Genomic DNA, 18,494 nt, shown 5'->3' with positions numbered 1-18,494 from the left:
ATCATATATCGAATACTGAAACAACTTGAGATAAACGCTTATAAAACTTCCTCTGAATAGTTTTGCTGTCTGAAATCATGCCTTGACTGACACAATTCGTGGCTTGAGTGATACAATTCACTCCTTGATTGCCATAACTCACCCCTTGTTCTGCACCAATCATGCCTTGGTTTGTACCTCTGAATCTGATAAAACGAACTTAAAAGGCTGTTTATCGCATCTTTTTATCGGGTTCAGAGCTGCTGTTACGGCAAATAAAAAGCAGTGCCGGCACTTATCGCTCCGGCACTGTCCGAATCTGTCTTTAATATTTTATGCTCTCCCTTTTTAGTACAAAAGATTCTGAAAGAGTCTTAAGAGGTACCATCCATTCTTTGTAGGTCGCTATTTTTACCGGACAGCGATAAAAATTTACTCTCGATAGAGGCTCTTTTATCCTTTGTTTCGGTTAAAACAGGCTTGTCGCGCGTTTATCAGAATTGGAAGTAGATGAACGGCTGAATCTCGGAGCTTCTTATCTGGAAGACGCAGAAGACAAGACCTACAAGAATAAGTGCCTGTACCACGAAAGGAGTTTCGCTGATGAAGTTTTGGAATCGTTTTTCTCCCTTATGTCCTACGAAATGGAGAGCAAATCCGAGCACCATAAGAGCAAAGACTTCTTTGTATCCTACGACAAACTGAGTGAAGACTTCGGGGTGAAAGGAGGTGAATATCTGCTTGAACATAGCTTGAACGACCTCCATGTTATCGGCACGGAAGAGGATCCAAGACGCCACAACAAGATGAAAAGTGAGAAGCCGTCCGGCAACTCGTTTGAACCAATTGGATTCGGGTTGCTTTCCAAAGATCTTTACAGTAAGCTCCCGATATGCTTTATGAACAGCCAATGCGATACCATGAAGGGCTCCCCAGATGATGAAACGCAGAGCGGCTCCGTGCCAAAGTCCTCCGAGAAGCATCGTAATGAGGAGATTCATGTAGGCTCTAAGGCGTCCTTTCCTGTTGCCACCGAGTGGGATGTAGAGGTAATCTTTCAACCACGAAGAGAGAGAAATGTGCCATCTGCGCCAAAATTCGGTGATATTGACGGACTGATAGGGAGAGTCGAAGTTGATGTTGAATCTAAAGCCCAAAAGCAGTGCTATACCGATGGCCATATCCGAGTAGCCGGAGAAGTCGCAATATATTTGAAGCGCATATCCGTAAGCACCCAGCAGGTTCTCCAGTCCCGTATAGAGAGCCGGAGCATCGAATATTCTGTCCACGAAATTGAGACTGATGTAGTCCGAGATAATCGCTTTCTTGAAGAGACCGCTGATGATAAGTGCGAGAGCTTCGCCATATTCGGATCTGCCGAGAGCGGGTGTCTTTCTGATTTGAGGGACAAAATCTTTTGCCCTTACTATGGGACCGGCAACGAGCTGAGGGAAGAACGAAACGTAGAACAGGTAGTCTATCCAGCGATTCAGAGGCTTCACCTCCCCTCGATAGATGTCTATGATGTAGCTCATGGTCTGGAACGTATAGAAAGAGATACCGGCAGGCAGGAAGATGTCGCGCAGTGTCCACTCTTTCAGAATCCATTCGGGCTTATTGACGAGCAGCCCCAACTCATTTAGCAGGGTTACTCCTATGTCTCCAAGGAAGTTGAAATATTTGAAGTAAGCAAGCACCCCAAGATTGATACACATACTCAATGCGACCCAATACTTCCTTACTCCCTCTCTGCTGCGAGATAAAGCGTGTCCGATGAGAAAGTCGCTCGTCGCAGCCAGCATCAGCAATACAACGTACTCGCCACTGCTCTCGTAGTAAAACAGCAAAGAGAAAAGGGCTACGTAGATGATGCGCAGAGATGTTCGCCGGCGAAGCAGGTAGTAAAGAGGCAGGAAGAGAAGAAACATGAAGAAGAACAGCCCGCTGGAAAAGATCAGCGGGGCCTGCGGATCATACTTTAGGACTTCTCCGATGCGTGAGAGATCTATGTGTTCTAAAAAGCTCACTGTGCTATGGGGTGTTAGTAGGTATCTTTTTTGTAGAGCTTCACTTCACTTATCATGTCGGATGAGATAAGAGAAGGATGAGAAGATTGGTCGAGAAACTGTCGTAAAGCCTCGGCGGTCAATGCTCCATGCTTGAAATAGCCCTCCTTTGTATAATGGATGTGATCTTGATGCATCCAGCCTTTACTGACCCATCTTTGAGCTTCTTCTTCCGTTCCGATCTGTTGGTAAAGGTCATATACGCCGTAGCCATTGCTGTTGGCAAAGTCGAGGATAATGGCTGCCGCCTTTGCCGTATTGGGGTTGAAGAGGTAGCTGTATGTAGTCCTCCATTTTCTTTTACTCTTCTTGCCGGTATTGCGAATACGCTTCGACTGCTTCAAGAAACTTGGAGGGGGTGTTGTGAAAAAGAGCTGAACGTTGGGAAGAGCCTGTGTTATGGCAGAGGTAAAATCTTCAAGCTGTTGTCTGAAGTTGGACTCGCTGAACCGCCACGTATAGGAGTCGTTTGTTCCAAGTGATACAACCAGTACTTCCGGCTGCATCTTCGTGATGTTTTGAATCTGTTGCGGATCTGTAAAGGTGGAGAATGTTGCCCCATTTATTCCGGTGTAAGACACTGAGAAGTCCGTCAACAGAGCTTTGATAGGAGCAGTTGTATAGCCATATCTTATATGACTATCTCCCAAATGAAGCAGCTTGGTCTGCGCTTGAGCTCCCCACATTCCAAAGATGAGAAGCAGCAGGAAGGCTACTTTCTTGTTTAATTTTGTCATAGTACTTCTGTTCAATATCAAATGCTTCCATAAATTTTGTCGCCACGAGTCGCCCTCCTTTGTGCGACAAGTGCGTGTAATCCTTGGCAGCAGCACCCTGCGATGCCAGTTTAGCTATGCCTCCAAGCTCTTGCATGGCTTCGAGCAGGCTGTAAAAACTGATCTGCTCTTCTTGTGCAAGTCGCTCTTGGGCGCGATGAAGTGCAATAACGCCCGGCATGGTAGATGCTCCTCCGCCGGCAGAACGCTGCCCTCTGTCGGAAACACCCATGAGAAGAATGTCTGCACGAGGATTGGAGCGTTTGAGTTGTCGGATGACTTTACGCATCTGACTGATGTAAGAGGAGTAGTTGGTCTGTTTTGCAGATGCCACATTAAGCCCATACTGAAGGATGATAAGGTCGTATGGACGGGCGTCCGTAAATTCTTTATTGATCGAGGAATCTATTGAGAGGATGCGTATCCCGGAGTTGCCTCTTAAAGAAAAGTTATCTACAGATATTCCGGACTTACCATCCAAAGCAATACCGTAGCTCGCAAAGCTGCTACTCGGCGTATCTACACGCAGACGCACGCTTCTGCTCGTACCTTCATAGAGCAGGTGAGCAACAACAACTCCTTCCGTTGCCGGTAAAAGCTGTTTGCTGATGCTGTCTCCAACCGAAACCTGTATCTGCGTATCTTCGTTGCTTCTATAGTAGAACCAAGACTGTTCGATGGGTTTTGCACTTTCGGGAAGTGTGTATTTGACCCAGGGAGAACCGCTCGAATAGGTGTGATAGTATCCGGTTATAGACTGCTTTGACGGAGATTTGTCAAGCAACGAGTGTGTTTTCCATCCTCCGAATTCGTGTCGTACCGATGCCCGAAAGCCGGCAACCTGAGAGGTTAAAGCCAACCAGCCTACTCCCGAACCACCATAGCGAGTCTGAAGCTGATTCCTGAGAGCATCCGTAAAAATGTCTCCCTCTATGAATGAGTCTCCCAATACGGCAATCCTCACAGGACGACCGAGATTGTCCCTGTTCTTGAGGCTGGAGAAGAATTTTTGCATCCCTTGCCGGTTTACTGTATAGTCTCTGATGAGAGTAAGCGAAGTGTCTGTATTCGTAGCTCTAAGCAGACTGTCGTAGGTAGGTCTGGTATCCGGAGCAAGCTGCTCTGCCGTCGTACCATCTATGGTATCCGTTTCATTCAGGTACTGACCTCTTTCGGAAAGATCATCTGCATCGTTTGGATCTGCCGGAGGTATTGAGAGAAGTGTATCCGGATCGCTATTTTCGTTATCATCTGAAGGTATATCGCCATCCGCAAGAAGTATATCGTCTGTCAGATCTCCGTTTTCATCACCGGACTCTTCTCGCAGATCAGACAGTATATCTACCGGTTTCAGAGTCCGGCTGCCTATCTTTTCCGGGAGGAAGTAAAGAGCAACCAAAGCTCCAAGCAGTACCCATAGTAGAGCAAGAACTCGAACCTGATAGTTTTTATCTTTTCTCATTAAATGATTATATCCTGAGGTTTCTTTGTGAAACTTGTCTTCTTATTTTATTCGCGCAAATTTACACATTTATATCGAAGTACATGATAACAGCCTTATCTCAAAAGAGTTAAAGTATTAAAAGAGTTTTTTAGAAAGAAACTCTTGCTCCCTTTTGAGAGTAGTCTGTTACTCTTCTCTCAGTATCTGTACCGCAATGGGGCAATTCATACATCGCCCCTCCATGCAGTAGTTTTTGTAGAGTTGGATCAAGGCTTGGCTCTCTCCTGCATTGGAGATTGAAGCAAAGGTATTGGGGGATTCAAACAGGCGAACTATTCGATTGTTTTCGGGAGCTATCTGCTTATAGGTATCCAGCAATTCCTTTTTTCTTTCGGTTAGTTTTGCTTCATTCTGTATGGTGTCCGAATAGTAAGTCCAAAGCAGTGGGAGGAAAACATTGATGATAATGCTTTGTTTCGTTGCCGTACCCAATCCATTGAGTTTTTTATCGGACGGTTTGCCGAAATGGTAGTGTCGGCAGAAGTAGGGACTCGGTTCTACATCCAAAATAGAGAGCAGCATAGCGTAGGAAGGATTATTAGAAAACAGTCGCTCTACTCTATGGTGATCTTGCAGAATTGCAGCCGATATAGCGAGCATGCGTGTCGGGAAAACCACGGGACGAAGTCGAAGAAAGCGGATGGAGCCTTTAGGTATGGGAGTTAATCCGAACTTTTGAGCATAAAACAGAAACTCTTGTCCCAAAAAAGCATGATATTCGTCTGCGTATGGCTCTGCAAGAAGTCCGGCTTGTCCCAATAGCATGGCTTCCATTGAGGTAATTCGGTCAGCGTGCTTACGAATAAAGGAGAGTGGAAGCGAGTTGGCTATCTGTTCAAACGCTCCATTGTTGTGTCCCATACCCATATAGCGCAGAAAGAGAACGTAAAGACGCTGAGACCAGTCCGCCCCTTCTCCCATTTCTCTTATCTTTTTACTTTTCTGCTCCAATCTCTCCACGAGCCAAAGATCTTGAAGGTATTTCCATCTTTTAGGCGGAAGAGTTGTAGCTTCCGGCAGGCAACGGAGATAGCTGTTTTTGATATTAAGATCCGTGAGTTTGCCCAGTACGGAAGAGTCTATTTGCATTACGGCAGTGGGAATATCATATCCGGAAACAGAGCGTGCCGATGAATTGGGAGATAAGACAACGTGCAAGATAACTCCCGAATAGGCAGGGTCAGTATCGTGTCCATGTTGTTTCCATTCGGAAGCATTGGTATGAATTTCAACAGCTCCTACCCATTCAACCTCTCCTATCCTGATCTTGGCTGAAAGAAAATCCGGCCCTGCCCCGTGGTTATGCTCTCCGGGATGAAGAACTTCCGGGACAATACCATCCACAGTAGTAAGAGAGCTGTAAAGGCGATGCTTCCAGATATAATGCAGGTAGGTTTCGGGACAAGATTTCATCTTTATTCGCGTAGAGAGAATAGCTATTGAGCTTAAGACTTATGAAGCTTTTCCTTTAAGAAATATCCTGTATATCCTTCTTTACATTGGGCTATCTCCTCCGGAGTACCGGTGGCTACGATATATCCTCCTTTATCTCCACCTTCAGGACCAAGGTCTATAATGTAGTCGGCACACTTGATGATTTCCATATTGTGTTCGACCACTATGATGGAGTGCTGCTGTGCGATAAGAGCATCAAAGGTCTTAATCAGCTTATATATATCGTGTACGTGCAAGCCGGTGGTAGGTTCGTCAAAAATAAAGAGGGTCTTTCCCGTATTGGTGTTGGATAGGTAGTATGCCAGCTTGACGCGTTGATTTTCTCCTCCGGAAAGTGTAGAAGAACTTTGTCCCAGTTTTATATACCCGAGACCCACGTCTTGCAGAGCCGTTAGTTTCTCTGATATCTTTTTGCATTCAGTATGGCTTTTGCTGTGTTCCGAGAAAAACTCTATGGCTTGATTGACTGTCATCTCCAACAGATCTGCAATAGAGACATTTTCAAATCGAATCTCCAGAATATCATCCTGAAATCTTTTACCATGACACTCCTCGCAGATGAGAGAAATATCCGCCATGAACTGCATCTCTACCGTGATAGAGCCTTCGCCTTTGCACGCTTCGCATCTTCCCCCTTCCTTGTTGAACGAAAAGTGAGCCGGAGTATATCCCATTTGTTTGCTTGCCGGAAGGAAGGCATATAGCTTTCGGATATCATCATAAGCTCCTACATAGGTTACGGGATTCGAGCGTGAACTTTTCCCTATGGCATTTTGATCCACGTACTCTACTCTTTCGATGTATTCCAATGGAGCATCCACATTTTCACATAGAATGCCTTCCATTGATGCCTGTTCCAGCCTTCTCTTAACCCCTTCGTATAAAATCTCTCTGATGAGAGTACTTTTCCCGGAGCCGCTTACCCCTGTTATTACGGTAAGGATTTGTAGAGGGACATCCACATCTACATGCTTAAGGTTGTGCATGTGTGCTCCTTTTATGCCGATACTGTGCTGCCATATTCTTCTGGTCCCGGGTACAGAGAGTTGAGCTCTTCCGGAAAGATATTCTACTGTATGGCTTCTGCTGGTTTTCGGAAGGGTGTGAGGAGAACCTTGATAGACTACCTCTCCTCCATTTCTTCCCGCATCCGGGCCGATGTCTATAATTTCATCTGCGGATAAGATCACATCTTCGTCATGCTCTACTACCATCACCGTATTTCCTATACTTGTCAACCTGCGGAGAACATCTATCAGAAGGTGAGTGTCTCTGGCATGAAGACCGATGCTCGGCTCATCCAATATGTATAGAGAGCCTATAAGACTGCTTCCAAGAGCAGTGGAAAGATGAATGCGTTGCGTCTCTCCTCCGGACAATGTATTGGATGTACGAGAACAGGTTAGATACCCAAGACCTATATCGACAAGGAACGAAACACGGTTCCGAAGTTCTGTCAAGATCCGTCCTGCCACCTTTTCGTCATGGACGGAAAGCTTTAGCCGGTTCAGGAACTCTTTCAATTCCCAGATGGACATATCTACCAGTTCGGCGATATTCTTTCCACCCACTTGGACATATAGAGCTTCTTTCTTGAGTCGCTTGCCTTTGCAGGTCGGACAAGTCGTTTTACCCTTATATCGTGCCGAAAGAATGCGGTAGTGCATCTTGGTTGGATGATCTTCCAAATACTTGAAGAAGTCGTATATACCCCAAATCTCTCCATCTCCATTCCAGAGTAGATCCTGCTGCTTTGGGGATAGATCTTTATATGCTTTATGGATTGGGAAGTCGTATTTCTCTACTGCTTTCTGTATAAATTCCCTTTGCATCTCCGACATCTTCTCACCTCTCCAACACGCTACGCAGTTATCATAAACGGAGCGATTCTTATCGGGAATGACAAGTTCCGGATCTATGCCTATTATTTTGCTGAAACCTTCGCAGGTCGGACACGCTCCCACCGGAGAGTTGAAGCTGAACATATTATCCGAAGGCTCTTCAAACTCCATCCCGTCTGCTTCAAATCTGTCGCTGAATAGAGCTTCTTGCCAAATCTTGTCGGGGCTCTCCTGATGGAATATCATACAGCTTCCTCTTCCTTCAAAGAAGCAGGTCTCTATGGCATCGGTGATACGAGAGAGTGTGCTATCGTCATATTCCGATACGGCAGAGAGTCTGTCCACTACGATGAATAGCCGGGATGCGTTGTTTATTCTGTTTGAAAGGGAATGGTCTTTGGTATCTTGAATATCCGAGATGCGCACAACCTCTCCATCAAATAAAATCCTGCTGTATCCAATACCCGAAAGAATACCCAAATGAGCCTCCACGGTTCTGCCCTCAGGTATTTTGATCGGAGCCGTGATCATATATCTTGCTCCTTCAGAAAGAGAGTGTTGTATGAACAATAACACATCGGCGGTGCTGTGGCGCTGAACCTCCTTTCCGCTTATCGGGCTGATGGTCTTTCCCACACGAGCATAAAGCATACGCATATAGTCGTATATCTCGGTGGATGTCCCCACTGTCGATCTTGGATTACGGGATGTAACTCTCTGCTCTATCGCTATTGCCGGAGGAATCCCTTTGATGTAATCGCACTCCGGTTTGGACATTTTGCCCACAAACTGCCGGGCATAAGCCGAAAGACTCTCCACATATCTCCTCTTACCTTCTGCATACAGAGTATCGAAAGCAAGGGAACTTTTTCCGGATCCGGAGAGTCCGCTTACGACAATGAAGCGATTTCTTGGTATTCTTAAGGAGATGTTCTTGAGGTTATTAACTCTTGCTCCCGCTATTTCTATGTAGTTGTCATTCATGGAAGGAGTGTTCTATCCATTCGTCTATAACTTTTGGAAAGTGTGCTTGTTCCAAGAGCGATATTTTGTGTGCGACATCATCGGGAGTGTCTGTCGGACTAAGTTCGACCTCTGCTTGAAACAGAATCTTTCCCTTGTCGTACTCTTCGTCTATGATATGTATGGTTATTCCCGACTTACTCTCCTTGGCGGCTACCACTGCTTCGTGTACATGATGTCCGTACATGCCTTTGCCGCCATACGCAGGCAGCAGAGCCGGGTGTATATTCACGATCTTCCCGGGGAATGCAGCCAATAACCATTCGGGGATAAGCAGGAGGTAGCCTGCCAGTATGATGTGTGTTGCTCTCAGAGATTGTAGGAGCATCATCAGATTTTCCGGATTTTGGGTAAGATCTGCTCTGCTAAGCGTATAAGATGGTACGGCAAGACTCTCTGCGCGTCTATGGACATACGCATCTTTGTTATTGGACACAACTGCTACAATTTCGGTCTTACTTTTCTTTTTAGAGGATCGAAAATAACGAATAATATTTTCTGCATTGGAACCACTACCTGAAGCAAAAATGACAAGCCTACTAAGCATATTGATGTTAATTTGAGTTATTTTTGCGCCTTAAGAGTTAAATATAGCACATTTATGCGGTTGATGAGCATAAATATTGCGCTACTAAAACTTTTTTCTCTACTTTTGCAAACAAAGATAGACAGAAAAAAGTATTTATATAAACCTATAATTAAAAGAATTATGGACAGAACAGAATTGGAAAAGAAAGTAGTGGACATTATCGTAGATAAGCTAAACGTTCAAGCATCTGAAGTAACAGCAACTGCAAGCTTCACTAATGATCTTGGTGCTGACTCTTTGGATACAGTAGAACTTATCATGGACTTTGAAAAGACTTTCGGTATCAGCATCGACGATACAGAAGCTCAAAACATCAAGACTGTGGGTGATGCTATGGATCACATCGCAGCTAAGCTTCAAGCGTAAGCACTACGATCTGATCGGAACCTCTTCTTACTTTATTTCCATATAGGCAGAGGTTTGTTTTCTTAATAAAAGGAGAATACTGCATGAACCCACTCCCTCATAATGTCAGGGTATTATAGTGGTGTTTCTGCAGTATTTTCTTTTTAGTAACTTTGATGAGGAAAAGACAACACATTATATTATATACTTAAACAAGAACCTATTAAAATGCAACTAAAAAGAGTCGTAGTTACAGGCCTCGGAGCCATAACACCATTAGGACATAATGTTCCGGAGACATGGGCTGCTGTGCTCAATGGAGAATCTGGGGCAGCACCCATCACGCTGTTCGATGCAAGCGAGTTTAAGACAAAGTTTGCCTGCGAGGTTAAAGGCTTTGATCCTATGAGCTATTTCGACAGAAAAGAAGTGCGTAAGTATGATAGATATGCACAGTTTGCCCTTGTTGCTGCGGATGAAGCTGTCAAGGACGCCGGAATAGATATAGAGAAAGAAGATTTGGATAAGGTTGGAGTCATTTTCGCTGCCGGTATTGGTGGTCTTCGTACATTTGAAGAAGAGATCATGCAATACGAGCCCGGAAAAGCTCCTCGCTTCAGTCCTTTCTTTATCCCGAAGATGATAGCGGATATTGCGGCAGGTCATATCTCCATGAAGTATGGTTTCCGCGGTCCCAACTTTGCTACGGTAAGTGCTTGTGCATCCTCTACCAATGCCATCTCCGATGCCTTCAACTATATCCGTTTGGGTAAGGCAAACATGATTGTGGCAGGCGGATCGGAAGCCACTATCTGTGTATCCGGCGTTGGAGGTTTCAATGCACTTCAAGCCCTTTCTACCCGCAATGATGATCCTAAGGGTGCATCTCGTCCGTTCAGTAAGTCTCGTGACGGATTTGTCATGGGCGAAGGAGGTGCAGTGCTTATCCTTGAAGAGTTGGAGCATGCCTTGGCAAGAGGAGCGAAGATCTACGCTGAGGTTGCCGGAACAGGGCTTTCCGCAGATGCTCATCACCTTACTGCTTCTCACCCGGAAGGCTTGGGAGCAAAGTTGGTAATGAGGAACGCTTTGGAAGATGCAGAGCTTAAGCCGGAAGACATAGACTATATAAACGTTCACGGAACAAGTACTCCGGTCGGAGACGTTTCGGAAGTAAAGGCTATACAGGCAGTGTTCGGCGATCATGCTTATAAGCTCAATATCAGCTCTACAAAGTCTATGACAGGACACTTGTTAGGGGCTGCAGGAGCGATCGAATCTCTTATCACCGTTCTTTCCGTAAAGAATGATGTTGTACCTCCTACCATAAATCACGAAGCGGGAGACGAAGACGAAGAGATAGATTATAAGCTCAACTTCACCTTCAACACCAAGCAAGAACGCCCTGTTCGCTGTGCTCTTTCAAACACCTTTGGCTTTGGAGGACACAACGCCAGCGTGATATTCAAGAAGTATAACTCTTGACAAAAAGATACAGAAGCTCATGATTTGTAGTTTCTTAAAACGTAAGATAAGGCTTCTCAACCGTTCGGCAGGGAAGCCTTACTTACGTTTAGAACAGCTTATCGGGTATAAACCTCGAAATATCAAACTCTATACCACGGCATTTACGCACAGATCTGCTTCAAGGGGCAAAAGGCGTGAGAGTAATGAGAGATTGGAGTATCTGGGAGACTCCGTCATATCTCTTGTTGTCGGGCATGCGCTGTTTGACCTCTATCCGGAGGAGTCCGAAGGGCAGCTTACCTCGTTGCGTTCTATCCTGGTCAATAGGAACAATCTCAATCATGTGGCTCAAAAGCTGGGGCTGGAGCATTATCTCCACTCCTCCAAGGGGTTGGACAAGCAAGGCAGTGCCGCTCTCGGAAACTGTCTTGAGGCTTTGGTCGGAGCCATCTATCTGGATAAAGGGTACGATGCCGCCCGTAAGTTTGTCCTCAAACACGTTGTCATAGATGTCAAGAACATAGAGAAGACCTCTGTGAAGGAAGAGAACTTCAAGACGGAGTTCATCATCTTCATGCAGCGAAACAAGATAGACTATGAGTACCGCGATTTGGACTCATTCGTCGATCCCAATCTCGGACTGATGCACCGCTGTGCCATCTTCACCGATGGGCGACAAAAGCCTTTGGCGATAGGGGTGGGACACAACAAAAAGATAGCTCACCAGAATGCTTCAAAGGATGCAATAAAGCTGATCAAGAAGTATCAGGAAGATCTCTCTCTCTTGCAGGATCATCAGCCGCAAGCCTCCATCCACTAACTCCGTGCGAACGATGTTACTGCTCATCGGGTCAAAGTCTCTGCTCGGAGGGAACAGAGCTTTTGTATAGAGCGTTTATGAAGATGATCTGAACCTGTTCACAAGTTTACTTGAACCTATTCGGTACTCCCGATAAAGCTTATCGGAAAACAGCATCAAGTTTTGGTTGGTACAAATCAAGCCTTGAATGGTGGAAATCAAACTTCGATTTTTAGAAATCAAAGTTTGATTTTTCTTTTTTACCCTATATAGAAATTGTTTTGAACCTGTTTGGGAGATCTTTTTATAGGCTTCAATGCCATTTTATATGTTTGCATTCCGTGATCCGAAAGAGATCTTAGCGGAAGCCGACCTTAAACATGATGCCGAGGTAGGAGAGAGAGGTGGGAAACATAACCGGAGAGATGAGAGGTGTGGTAAGGTCTCGGTCATAAAAGAGCCTTACCGAGAAGTCGCTTCCCAAAGCGTACTCCACAGCTGTTTTCAGGCTATGCGTCCGCAGTCCTTGCGTTGCTTCCGGGCTCGAAAAGAGCATGTCGGAAGTGTTGTTCTGGCGAAGATAGGTCCAAGAGAGCTTTTCGGATCGGCGGTAAGAGAGATGGAAAGACAGCTCTTGCTTTTGCGGCTTCAGAGAAGGAAGAAGTCTGAAAGAGACTTTGTTCAGTCCGGATACTCTGTAATCGAGAGACAGATGCAGCTCGTTCTGCGCACTCTCTATCACTCGTCCCGATGAACCCGAATAGAGAAATCCTTTTCCGGTGTTGTATTGGAAGATGCAGGTGAAAGAGTTGAAGAGAGAAGCATCCACCCCGATAAGGGGGAAGAAATCCGCTTTCACTTCGTACCTCTCCGGAGCAAGGGCAGGAGCTTTTATTGTCGTAGGATATGCCCGGATGTCCGCATCTGCTCTGGTGGATAGACCTCTGTAGCTGTGCCGTAAAGAGAGCCGTTGAAGCCATCGGGAGGAGCCGTCGAGAGGGAGTTGCCACCTTATCTCCCAAGAGGGCAGAAGGGGTATGGAGGACACGGTGGTGAGTTCTTCCGGAATTTGATGAGACTTCAAAAAGAGAATCGAGGAGCTTTGTGTAGAAGTGTGTCGGCGAAGAGCCGGACTACTGCCCTGTGTGTAGAGATCCTGTTTGGTATCGAAAGCGGAATGCAGAAGAAGATCTATGGATAGTCCGTTCCACGGGGAGAGCTGTGCCGTAAGCGTCTGTTCCTCTCTGTAATAGAGTGTGGCGGGTGAGCTGTGCGTGGCTCCTTGCAGGAGATTTCCGCCATGCAGAAGTGCGTCTCTGAATTTGGAGCTGTGTTCCAATCCCAACAGATAGGAGAATATGGGAGTACGGCTTCCGGTGTCGTCCCGGAGCTGCTCTCCGAAGAGTCCTCTCACTTTGGGTTTCAGGTGCGGATAGTGAGAGGAGCTTTGCCACTGTTTGTGGAGGATGAACCTGCGAATGGTATAAGGGAGACTGCGCCAAAAGGATTTGCCGGAGCCGTTGCCTCTGCTCCATGAGACTTCATCTTTAGGGAAGATGGCTCTGTAAAGTACTTCGGCAGACAGCGTTGCCGACAATTCCGTTCGAGCATTGCCGGAGAGCTGATGCCCCGAAAAGAGCTTTTCCGACCGGTTTCCTCTCTGCCATGAGGCGGAACTGATGTGGCGCAGAGAGCCGTGAACCGATCGTTTGAGCCACTTGATCTCTTGGAGAGGCAGTGTGTACGCCATCTCGGTAGCGGTAGTGTGCATATAAGGATCGCCCCACTGTTTGATCTCATGCAGTACAGAGTCTCTCCACACATCGTAGTCTGCTTTTGCAAAATGGCGATTCACTCTCAGATATGGTTCCCGTATGAGTGCCCGATGACCGCTTTCCCACTTCCAGAAGAGCCTGGGCGAGAGTTGCCACTCCAGCTTAAAGTCCTGCATCCAATCCCATTTATGGTGTAGACGGATGGGGGGTAGAAGCTGTGTTCTTGCACGCTCCTGCTGTTCGCCGTACAGCCTTTCCATGCTGTTTTTATAGAACAGACGAGTAGGCCACACTTGTAGAGACAAGGGGGTAAATGTTTTGCGTGGGGCGATATAGTCGTACTCCAAGGAGAGCTTGGCGTGCTCTCTGTTGTCGAAAAGAGAGAGCGCATTTTCCGCCGTATGCCTTTGAAGAAAAAAGGAGAAGCGAATGTTGGACGGGTCGTAAGGCATGGGACTTTTGCTTCTCAGCTTCCAGCCTATATCGGGAGCAGAGATTGTCGTGAGCAACACTCGCTCCGATGAAATCTTTTCAGATGCTTCGTTGGTGCGTATGTCCCCCTGTACCGGATCATATTCGGGTGTCGAGTGTACCCTGCTTTGGCGTATAAAGAGAGGAATGGAGAGCTTCCAAGAGGCAGGAAACAGCTCTCCTGCTTGCAGGTTGGCACTCCACTCTTTTTCTCTTTTATGGCTTCGGTCTCTACGGCTGTACATTTCATTGATAGAGCCGAAGCCGGGTGTCCGCTCTCTTGCACGGAAAGAGACGTTGCCTATATTACCGAGAGAAAGAGAGCTATCCAGCTCCATACTGCTTCCGGAAGATAGAGAAGAGCCTTTCAGACTCCAATGGTTGCACCACAACTCTATATCTTTTGGGGTGGCAGAGGCGTTTATAAGACCGATAAAGACGGTACGGATGTTTGCGAGGTTCGGATTTCCCTTTACCCTGTAAACGGCTTCTCCTTTCTGTTTGGCATAGGGAGTGTTGATGGAGATTCCGTTTGAAACCAGTGCGGTATTGCGTTCGGCTTTGAGCTGTGTCCACTCTTCGAGTAGAATATCCACATAATTGGCTTGCGGCCAGACGGCTTCTCTGTCGGATGCGGAGTTGTTATTGTACTTTCCGGGAGAGGTTATCGAAAGGGGACTTTCGTATTCGTAATAGTTCTCGGAGTGGTCGTCCCCTATTCTGAACGATAAACGTATATCTCCGGTTCCTGCCTGCTCTATTGCCTCTTTGAGATTTTCTGCGTGGGTGAAGAGGGTGAGCCTTTCGTAATCTCTCAAATCTGTGGAGAGCGTTCTGTAAATACCGGAAATGGCACCCGGTTCGAGATTTTTTATTTGCAGGGCAAGCGCTTTCTCATCAGGCACATAGGTGGTGTGCACACCCTCTTCGCGCTCTCTCCAAATGCCGGGCGGAGAAATGTAATTAACAGGTAGGCGACCGGAGTCTTCCTCTATGCTTACACGGCTGACAGCCGAAACGGCGGATGAAGATTGTGTGCCCGACTCGGAAAGAACAGAGGCAGCCCTCCATTCGGATTGGGAGAGCTTCCATCCCGTAAACCTCAGGTGGATCTCCTCTTCAAATCCGGTGATGGAGAGACGAACGAACGGAATGTGACGGAAGTCGGAAATGTTGCCGACCAACTCGCCATAGGACTTGAGAGGAATCTTGATTTTATACCAACGAATATTTTCTTGGCTTCCGTCAGGCAGTTTTACCGGAGTCTCCACAAAGCTTTCTACATAAGCTTCTCCCGAAGAGAGAGCCTGACGAGAAAGAGGAATGGTGTAGCGGAAAAAGCTCTCTTTATCGAGCAGAGAGTGATTCCCGTCCAGATCTTTGCTGTCGGGATTGAGAGTTGCAGCCAATGCCCTGCCGGACGGATCGTAACCGGGAAGGGAGTTTCCTTCTGTTCCGTTGATGTACTTATGCCGAAACAGAAGAGACGTTTGAGGCAGTGAAAGCCAGAAAGGATCAAGAGGAGAGAGGTATCTGTCCCCGGATGGAGAGTGGAGCCGAGAGAATGGGTAGAGCATCTCTTCCCGAAGAGCCTGTTGGGAGAGGCTGTTTTTCCATGCCTGTAAAAAAGAGGCATACAGCGGATGACTCTGCTCTTCCTGCGAGCTGATGCCATTCAAGCCGACATCCTGAGCCTTGACCTCATCAAGGTTTTCAAAGTTGAATGCTTTGGTCTGAATGCGTCCCGTTCCGGCTTTGCCCCATACGGTGGAGATAAAAGGTTTATTGGGGTTTTCGGGTGTGGGGAGTAGATTTTCTGCTCCGATAGTACCATCTTTGAGAATATCTTCCGAAATCTGTCCGAGGTCTATGACCAACCGTCCGGAGCCATACTCTTTGTCCGGCTTTCCGACATAAGGATCCATCATCCAAAACTCCATGTACTCGATATTTTCTTCTTCAAAATCGGAGAAAGGAAGACGTTGAATGATACTTGCCCACTGCTCTTTGGGAGAAAATGAGTCCGGATTGAGATTGTAACTGCCTCGCTCCATCGGATAGAAAGAGAGGTTCAGAACAGGCAGATAAGAGGTAAGAGTTTCGGTATGACGAGATGGAAAGAGTTCGCTGACATTTACTTCTCTTTGAAGATGAAAGATGCCGGGATGAGCTCCTTGGGGTAAAGGGTAGCCCGCTTCTCTCCATTCGTACTGCAACATGGGGTCTATTCTATACCATGAAAGGTGAGATCTGGTATAGTTTTGCTTAACGGGATCCAAAAGTTGCTGCTGTAAAAAGGGAGCCGAACCCAGATGCCATGCTTCGGGATAGGTGAGATCTATGTAGGGAGTAGGGGTATCAAAGTCGTCTATGATGATTTCTCCATTTCTTCCTTTCAGTCTGCTCCACAGTTTGGCATAAGAACCTTTTACGGAGAAGCGAGAGGGAGCGTCGTGTGTCTTGCCACTGATGCGCTCTATCCAGGCATGAACTTTCGGGAGATCCGTATCGTAGCGAAGAGAGAAGCCGAGCATGCGATTTTCCACCTCTTCCTGTCCCAAATAAGTTCGGGATAGTGCGCTCTCTTCATCGTAGTGGAGCAGTGAAGAGGTCAAGGAGAGACCTTTGACGGGAGCCCATCGGGCTTCCAATCCGATGAGGTCTTTCTTCTTCTTGAACCGCTGTGCCGGATCGTCTATATTGACCTCTACCGGAAGTTCTGCTTTGAGAATGAGCGGATTTGTAATATGTACCACTCCGGAGAGATAGTCTACAGTGTAGTCTTTATGCTCTGTCAGAGGTCTTCCTCCTGCTGTTACCCTTACGCTTCCTTGAGGGATATTGGTGGCTCCCAACAATATTTCTCCCGTGCCTCCACTTCGTTCATAATATCCTCGGAGAAAGAACCGGTCTTTCTCTTTTTGCCGCTTTGCCACGGTAAGAGTGCTGTCGTAGAGTGCATGATAGGCATAGGGGGAGGAGCCTCCCAGCAGTTGCTCCAAATCTTTACCGAAAGGCTCCAAGAGGGGAAACAAAAGAGAGCCTGTCTCTTTTATGTAGGATATATCCGTGAGCAGGTCGGGTATGCCGTCTGTCCCTTGTGTGCCGTCCGGTTTGGCAAAGTCCAGCTTGAGAAGAGTAGCCAAGGAGAGTTGGTTGATAAAGCGACTCTCCACACTTTCTCCATGTGGCATTACGAGAAGATCCACCTTTACTTTCTCCGGTTCTACTCCTCCCCCCGGAGTGAGAGTGTATATGTTCTTCAGCATCAGAGGATAAGTGGGATGGTTGGGAGACTTATCCCATGCCGATAGAAGCTGTCCCACTATGACGGAAGATTTGTTGGCAGATGAGATAGATCTCTGTCCCACCTCTTCGCCTCCGTTTTGATGGCGATACCGAAAAGATACAGCGAGCAGTTCGTCCGGAGCAAGAGCTCTTTTTAGAGAGAGTATGCCGAGTAAGGGATGGAGGCTGTACTCCGAGGGCATCATTCTTCGAGCATTTCTAATCACGGAAAAGCTCTGTGGATCTTCCGATGAGAGGATGGCTTCTGCCTCTTCCACCTGTTTGTCTTGCAGTGTCGCTTCATACTTTTTTATCAAAGAGGCGCGCATCTCTCCGAGCTTGGGAGTGAAAGCGACAATATCTCTTACATCCTCCATGACAGTATAACGATTGGTAATCCATACTTCTACCTCTTCCACCGTGTAGGGAGAGGAGAGTATCGGAATAGAATGCATTGCATCGGGAAACGCATCTCGGAATGCAGGAGAGAGAAAGAAGTGCTTTCGAAAATCGTAGTCGGAAGCTCTTAAAGAGAAAGAGTGTCGCTCTTGAGAGGCGTTCTCCCTGTGGATTGTTCGGCTCTCTCCTTCCTGTCTGGAGGCAAAAGCCTCTACTTCCAAGTGTCCTATATTCCAAATAGAACGCAATCCCATGAGGTTTCCCATGGGAAGGATCAGGGTGTTTTCGCTGCGAAAGTCAAAATATCCTGCATCAAGACTCCTCAAGGGGTCGTTTTCAAGTCCCATATACTGCAACTTGAGTAAACGTTGCTTGCGAGCAAAAGGGGAGCTGTTATTGAATCCGACTTGCAGTTTTACCCTGTCTTTAATACCTGCTTCAAGTATAAGGTCAAGGTTGTTTTCAAAATTAAAGACCCTCCTCTTGCGTAAATGCATGGGGAGGGTCGGATTGAGATTTTCTATTGTTTTTATTCCTGTCGCTACTCCCGCATTTCCAAGTGGTCGGATATAAAACTTGGATTTGGAAGCAGATACCACAAGAGTATCGGTCTGAGCAGTAAGCGGCAATGAGATACAGAACAAAGCTCCCAAAGCCAAGAGTGTGCGTCTTAAAAAGCGCAATGGATATTTATCTCTCTTACTGTCCCACACTTGA

General features: G+C 46.7%; 10 protein-coding genes. 3 read left to right on the top strand and 7 right to left on the bottom strand.

Annotated features, from left to right (window positions below; translation table 11 throughout):
- Positions 1-473: 473 nt before the first annotated feature.
- The 6 genes from JT26_RS07815 to JT26_RS07790 form a co-directional block, all read right to left on the bottom strand.
- Complete coding sequence (locus JT26_RS07815; protein ID WP_036848471.1) at positions 474-2,006, bottom strand: MBOAT family protein; 1,533 nt, start codon at positions 2,004-2,006, stop codon at positions 474-476.
- A gap of 14 nt (positions 2,007-2,020) precedes the next feature.
- Positions 2,021-2,782 (bottom strand): GDSL-type esterase/lipase family protein, encoded by a 762-nt coding sequence (locus tag JT26_RS07810; RefSeq protein WP_081966415.1) that lies wholly within the window; start codon positions 2,780-2,782, stop codon positions 2,021-2,023.
- Complete coding sequence (locus tag JT26_RS07805) at positions 2,685-4,283, bottom strand: GDSL-type esterase/lipase family protein (RefSeq protein WP_052110463.1); 1,599 nt, start codon at positions 4,281-4,283, stop codon at positions 2,685-2,687. The genes JT26_RS07810 and JT26_RS07805 overlap by 98 nt, the downstream gene beginning before the upstream one ends.
- A 168-nt stretch (positions 4,284-4,451) precedes the next feature.
- Entirely contained in the window at positions 4,452-5,738 is a 1,287-nt protein-coding gene (locus tag JT26_RS07800) for a DUF2851 family protein (protein ID WP_036848468.1), read from the bottom strand.
- 32 nt (positions 5,739-5,770) lie between these two features.
- Positions 5,771-8,605 (bottom strand): excinuclease ABC subunit UvrA, encoded by a 2,835-nt coding sequence (uvrA, locus tag JT26_RS07795; RefSeq protein ID WP_036848465.1) that lies wholly within the window; start codon positions 8,603-8,605, stop codon positions 5,771-5,773.
- Complete coding sequence (locus tag JT26_RS07790; RefSeq protein ID WP_036848461.1) at positions 8,598-9,191, bottom strand: phosphoribosylglycinamide formyltransferase; 594 nt, start codon at positions 9,189-9,191, stop codon at positions 8,598-8,600. Before JT26_RS07790 ends, uvrA begins: the two co-directional genes overlap by 8 nt.
- 162 nt (positions 9,192-9,353) lie before the next feature.
- On the opposite strand from JT26_RS07790, the gene JT26_RS07785 reads away from it, so the two are divergent.
- The 3 genes from JT26_RS07785 to rnc all read left to right on the top strand — a co-directional run bounded on the left by JT26_RS07785 (position 9,354) and on the right by rnc (position 11,865).
- The gene (locus tag JT26_RS07785; RefSeq protein WP_036792572.1) at positions 9,354-9,599 is read left to right on the top strand and encodes an acyl carrier protein; all 246 of its coding nucleotides are present in this window, start codon (positions 9,354-9,356) and stop codon (positions 9,597-9,599) included.
- Positions 9,600-9,806: 207 nt separating this feature from the next.
- Positions 9,807-11,063, top strand: a complete 1,257-nt coding sequence (gene fabF, locus JT26_RS07780; protein WP_036848457.1) for a beta-ketoacyl-ACP synthase II — start codon at positions 9,807-9,809, stop codon at positions 11,061-11,063.
- A gap of 19 nt (positions 11,064-11,082) precedes the next feature.
- Entirely contained in the window at positions 11,083-11,865 is a 783-nt protein-coding gene (rnc, locus tag JT26_RS07775; RefSeq protein WP_052079481.1) for a ribonuclease III, read from the top strand.
- 337 nt (positions 11,866-12,202) lie between these two features.
- On the opposite strand, the gene sprA is transcribed toward rnc, so the two are convergent.
- Positions 12,203-18,490 carry a cell surface protein SprA gene (sprA, locus tag JT26_RS07770; RefSeq protein WP_036848454.1) on the bottom strand — a complete coding sequence of 2,096 codons (6,288 nt, stop codon included), beginning with the start codon at positions 18,488-18,490 and terminating at the stop codon, positions 12,203-12,205.
- Positions 18,491-18,494: the final 4 nt, after the last annotated feature.

The organism is Porphyromonas sp. COT-108 OH1349, from assembly GCF_000768755.1.
Taxonomy (GTDB): domain Bacteria; phylum Bacteroidota; class Bacteroidia; order Bacteroidales; family Porphyromonadaceae; genus Porphyromonas_A; species Porphyromonas_A canoris.
Note: the sequence above shows the minus strand (reverse complement) of the source record. Positions and strands in the feature narration are given on the sequence as shown.

Bases quoted from the DNA above. Each gene is read 5' to 3' on its own strand.
- JT26_RS07805 (WP_052110463.1), bottom strand. From the start codon at position 4,283: ATGAGAAAAGATAAAAACTATCAGGTTCGAGTTCTTGCTCTACTATGG.
- uvrA (WP_036848465.1), bottom strand. From the start codon at position 8,605: ATGAATGACAACTACATAGAAATAGCGGGAGCAAGAGTTAATAACCTC.
- rnc (WP_052079481.1), top strand. From the start codon at position 11,083: ATGATTTGTAGTTTCTTAAAACGTAAGATAAGGCTTCTCAACCGTTCG.
- JT26_RS07790 (WP_036848461.1), bottom strand. From the start codon at position 9,191: ATGCTTAGTAGGCTTGTCATTTTTGCTTCAGGTAGTGGTTCCAATGCA.
- fabF (WP_036848457.1), top strand. From the start codon at position 9,807: ATGCAACTAAAAAGAGTCGTAGTTACAGGCCTCGGAGCCATAACACCA.
- JT26_RS07800 (WP_036848468.1), bottom strand. From the start codon at position 5,738: ATGAAATCTTGTCCCGAAACCTACCTGCATTATATCTGGAAGCATCGC.
- JT26_RS07785 (WP_036792572.1), top strand. From the start codon at position 9,354: ATGGACAGAACAGAATTGGAAAAGAAAGTAGTGGACATTATCGTAGAT.
- JT26_RS07810 (WP_081966415.1), bottom strand. From the start codon at position 2,782: ATGACAAAATTAAACAAGAAAGTAGCCTTCCTGCTGCTTCTCATCTTT.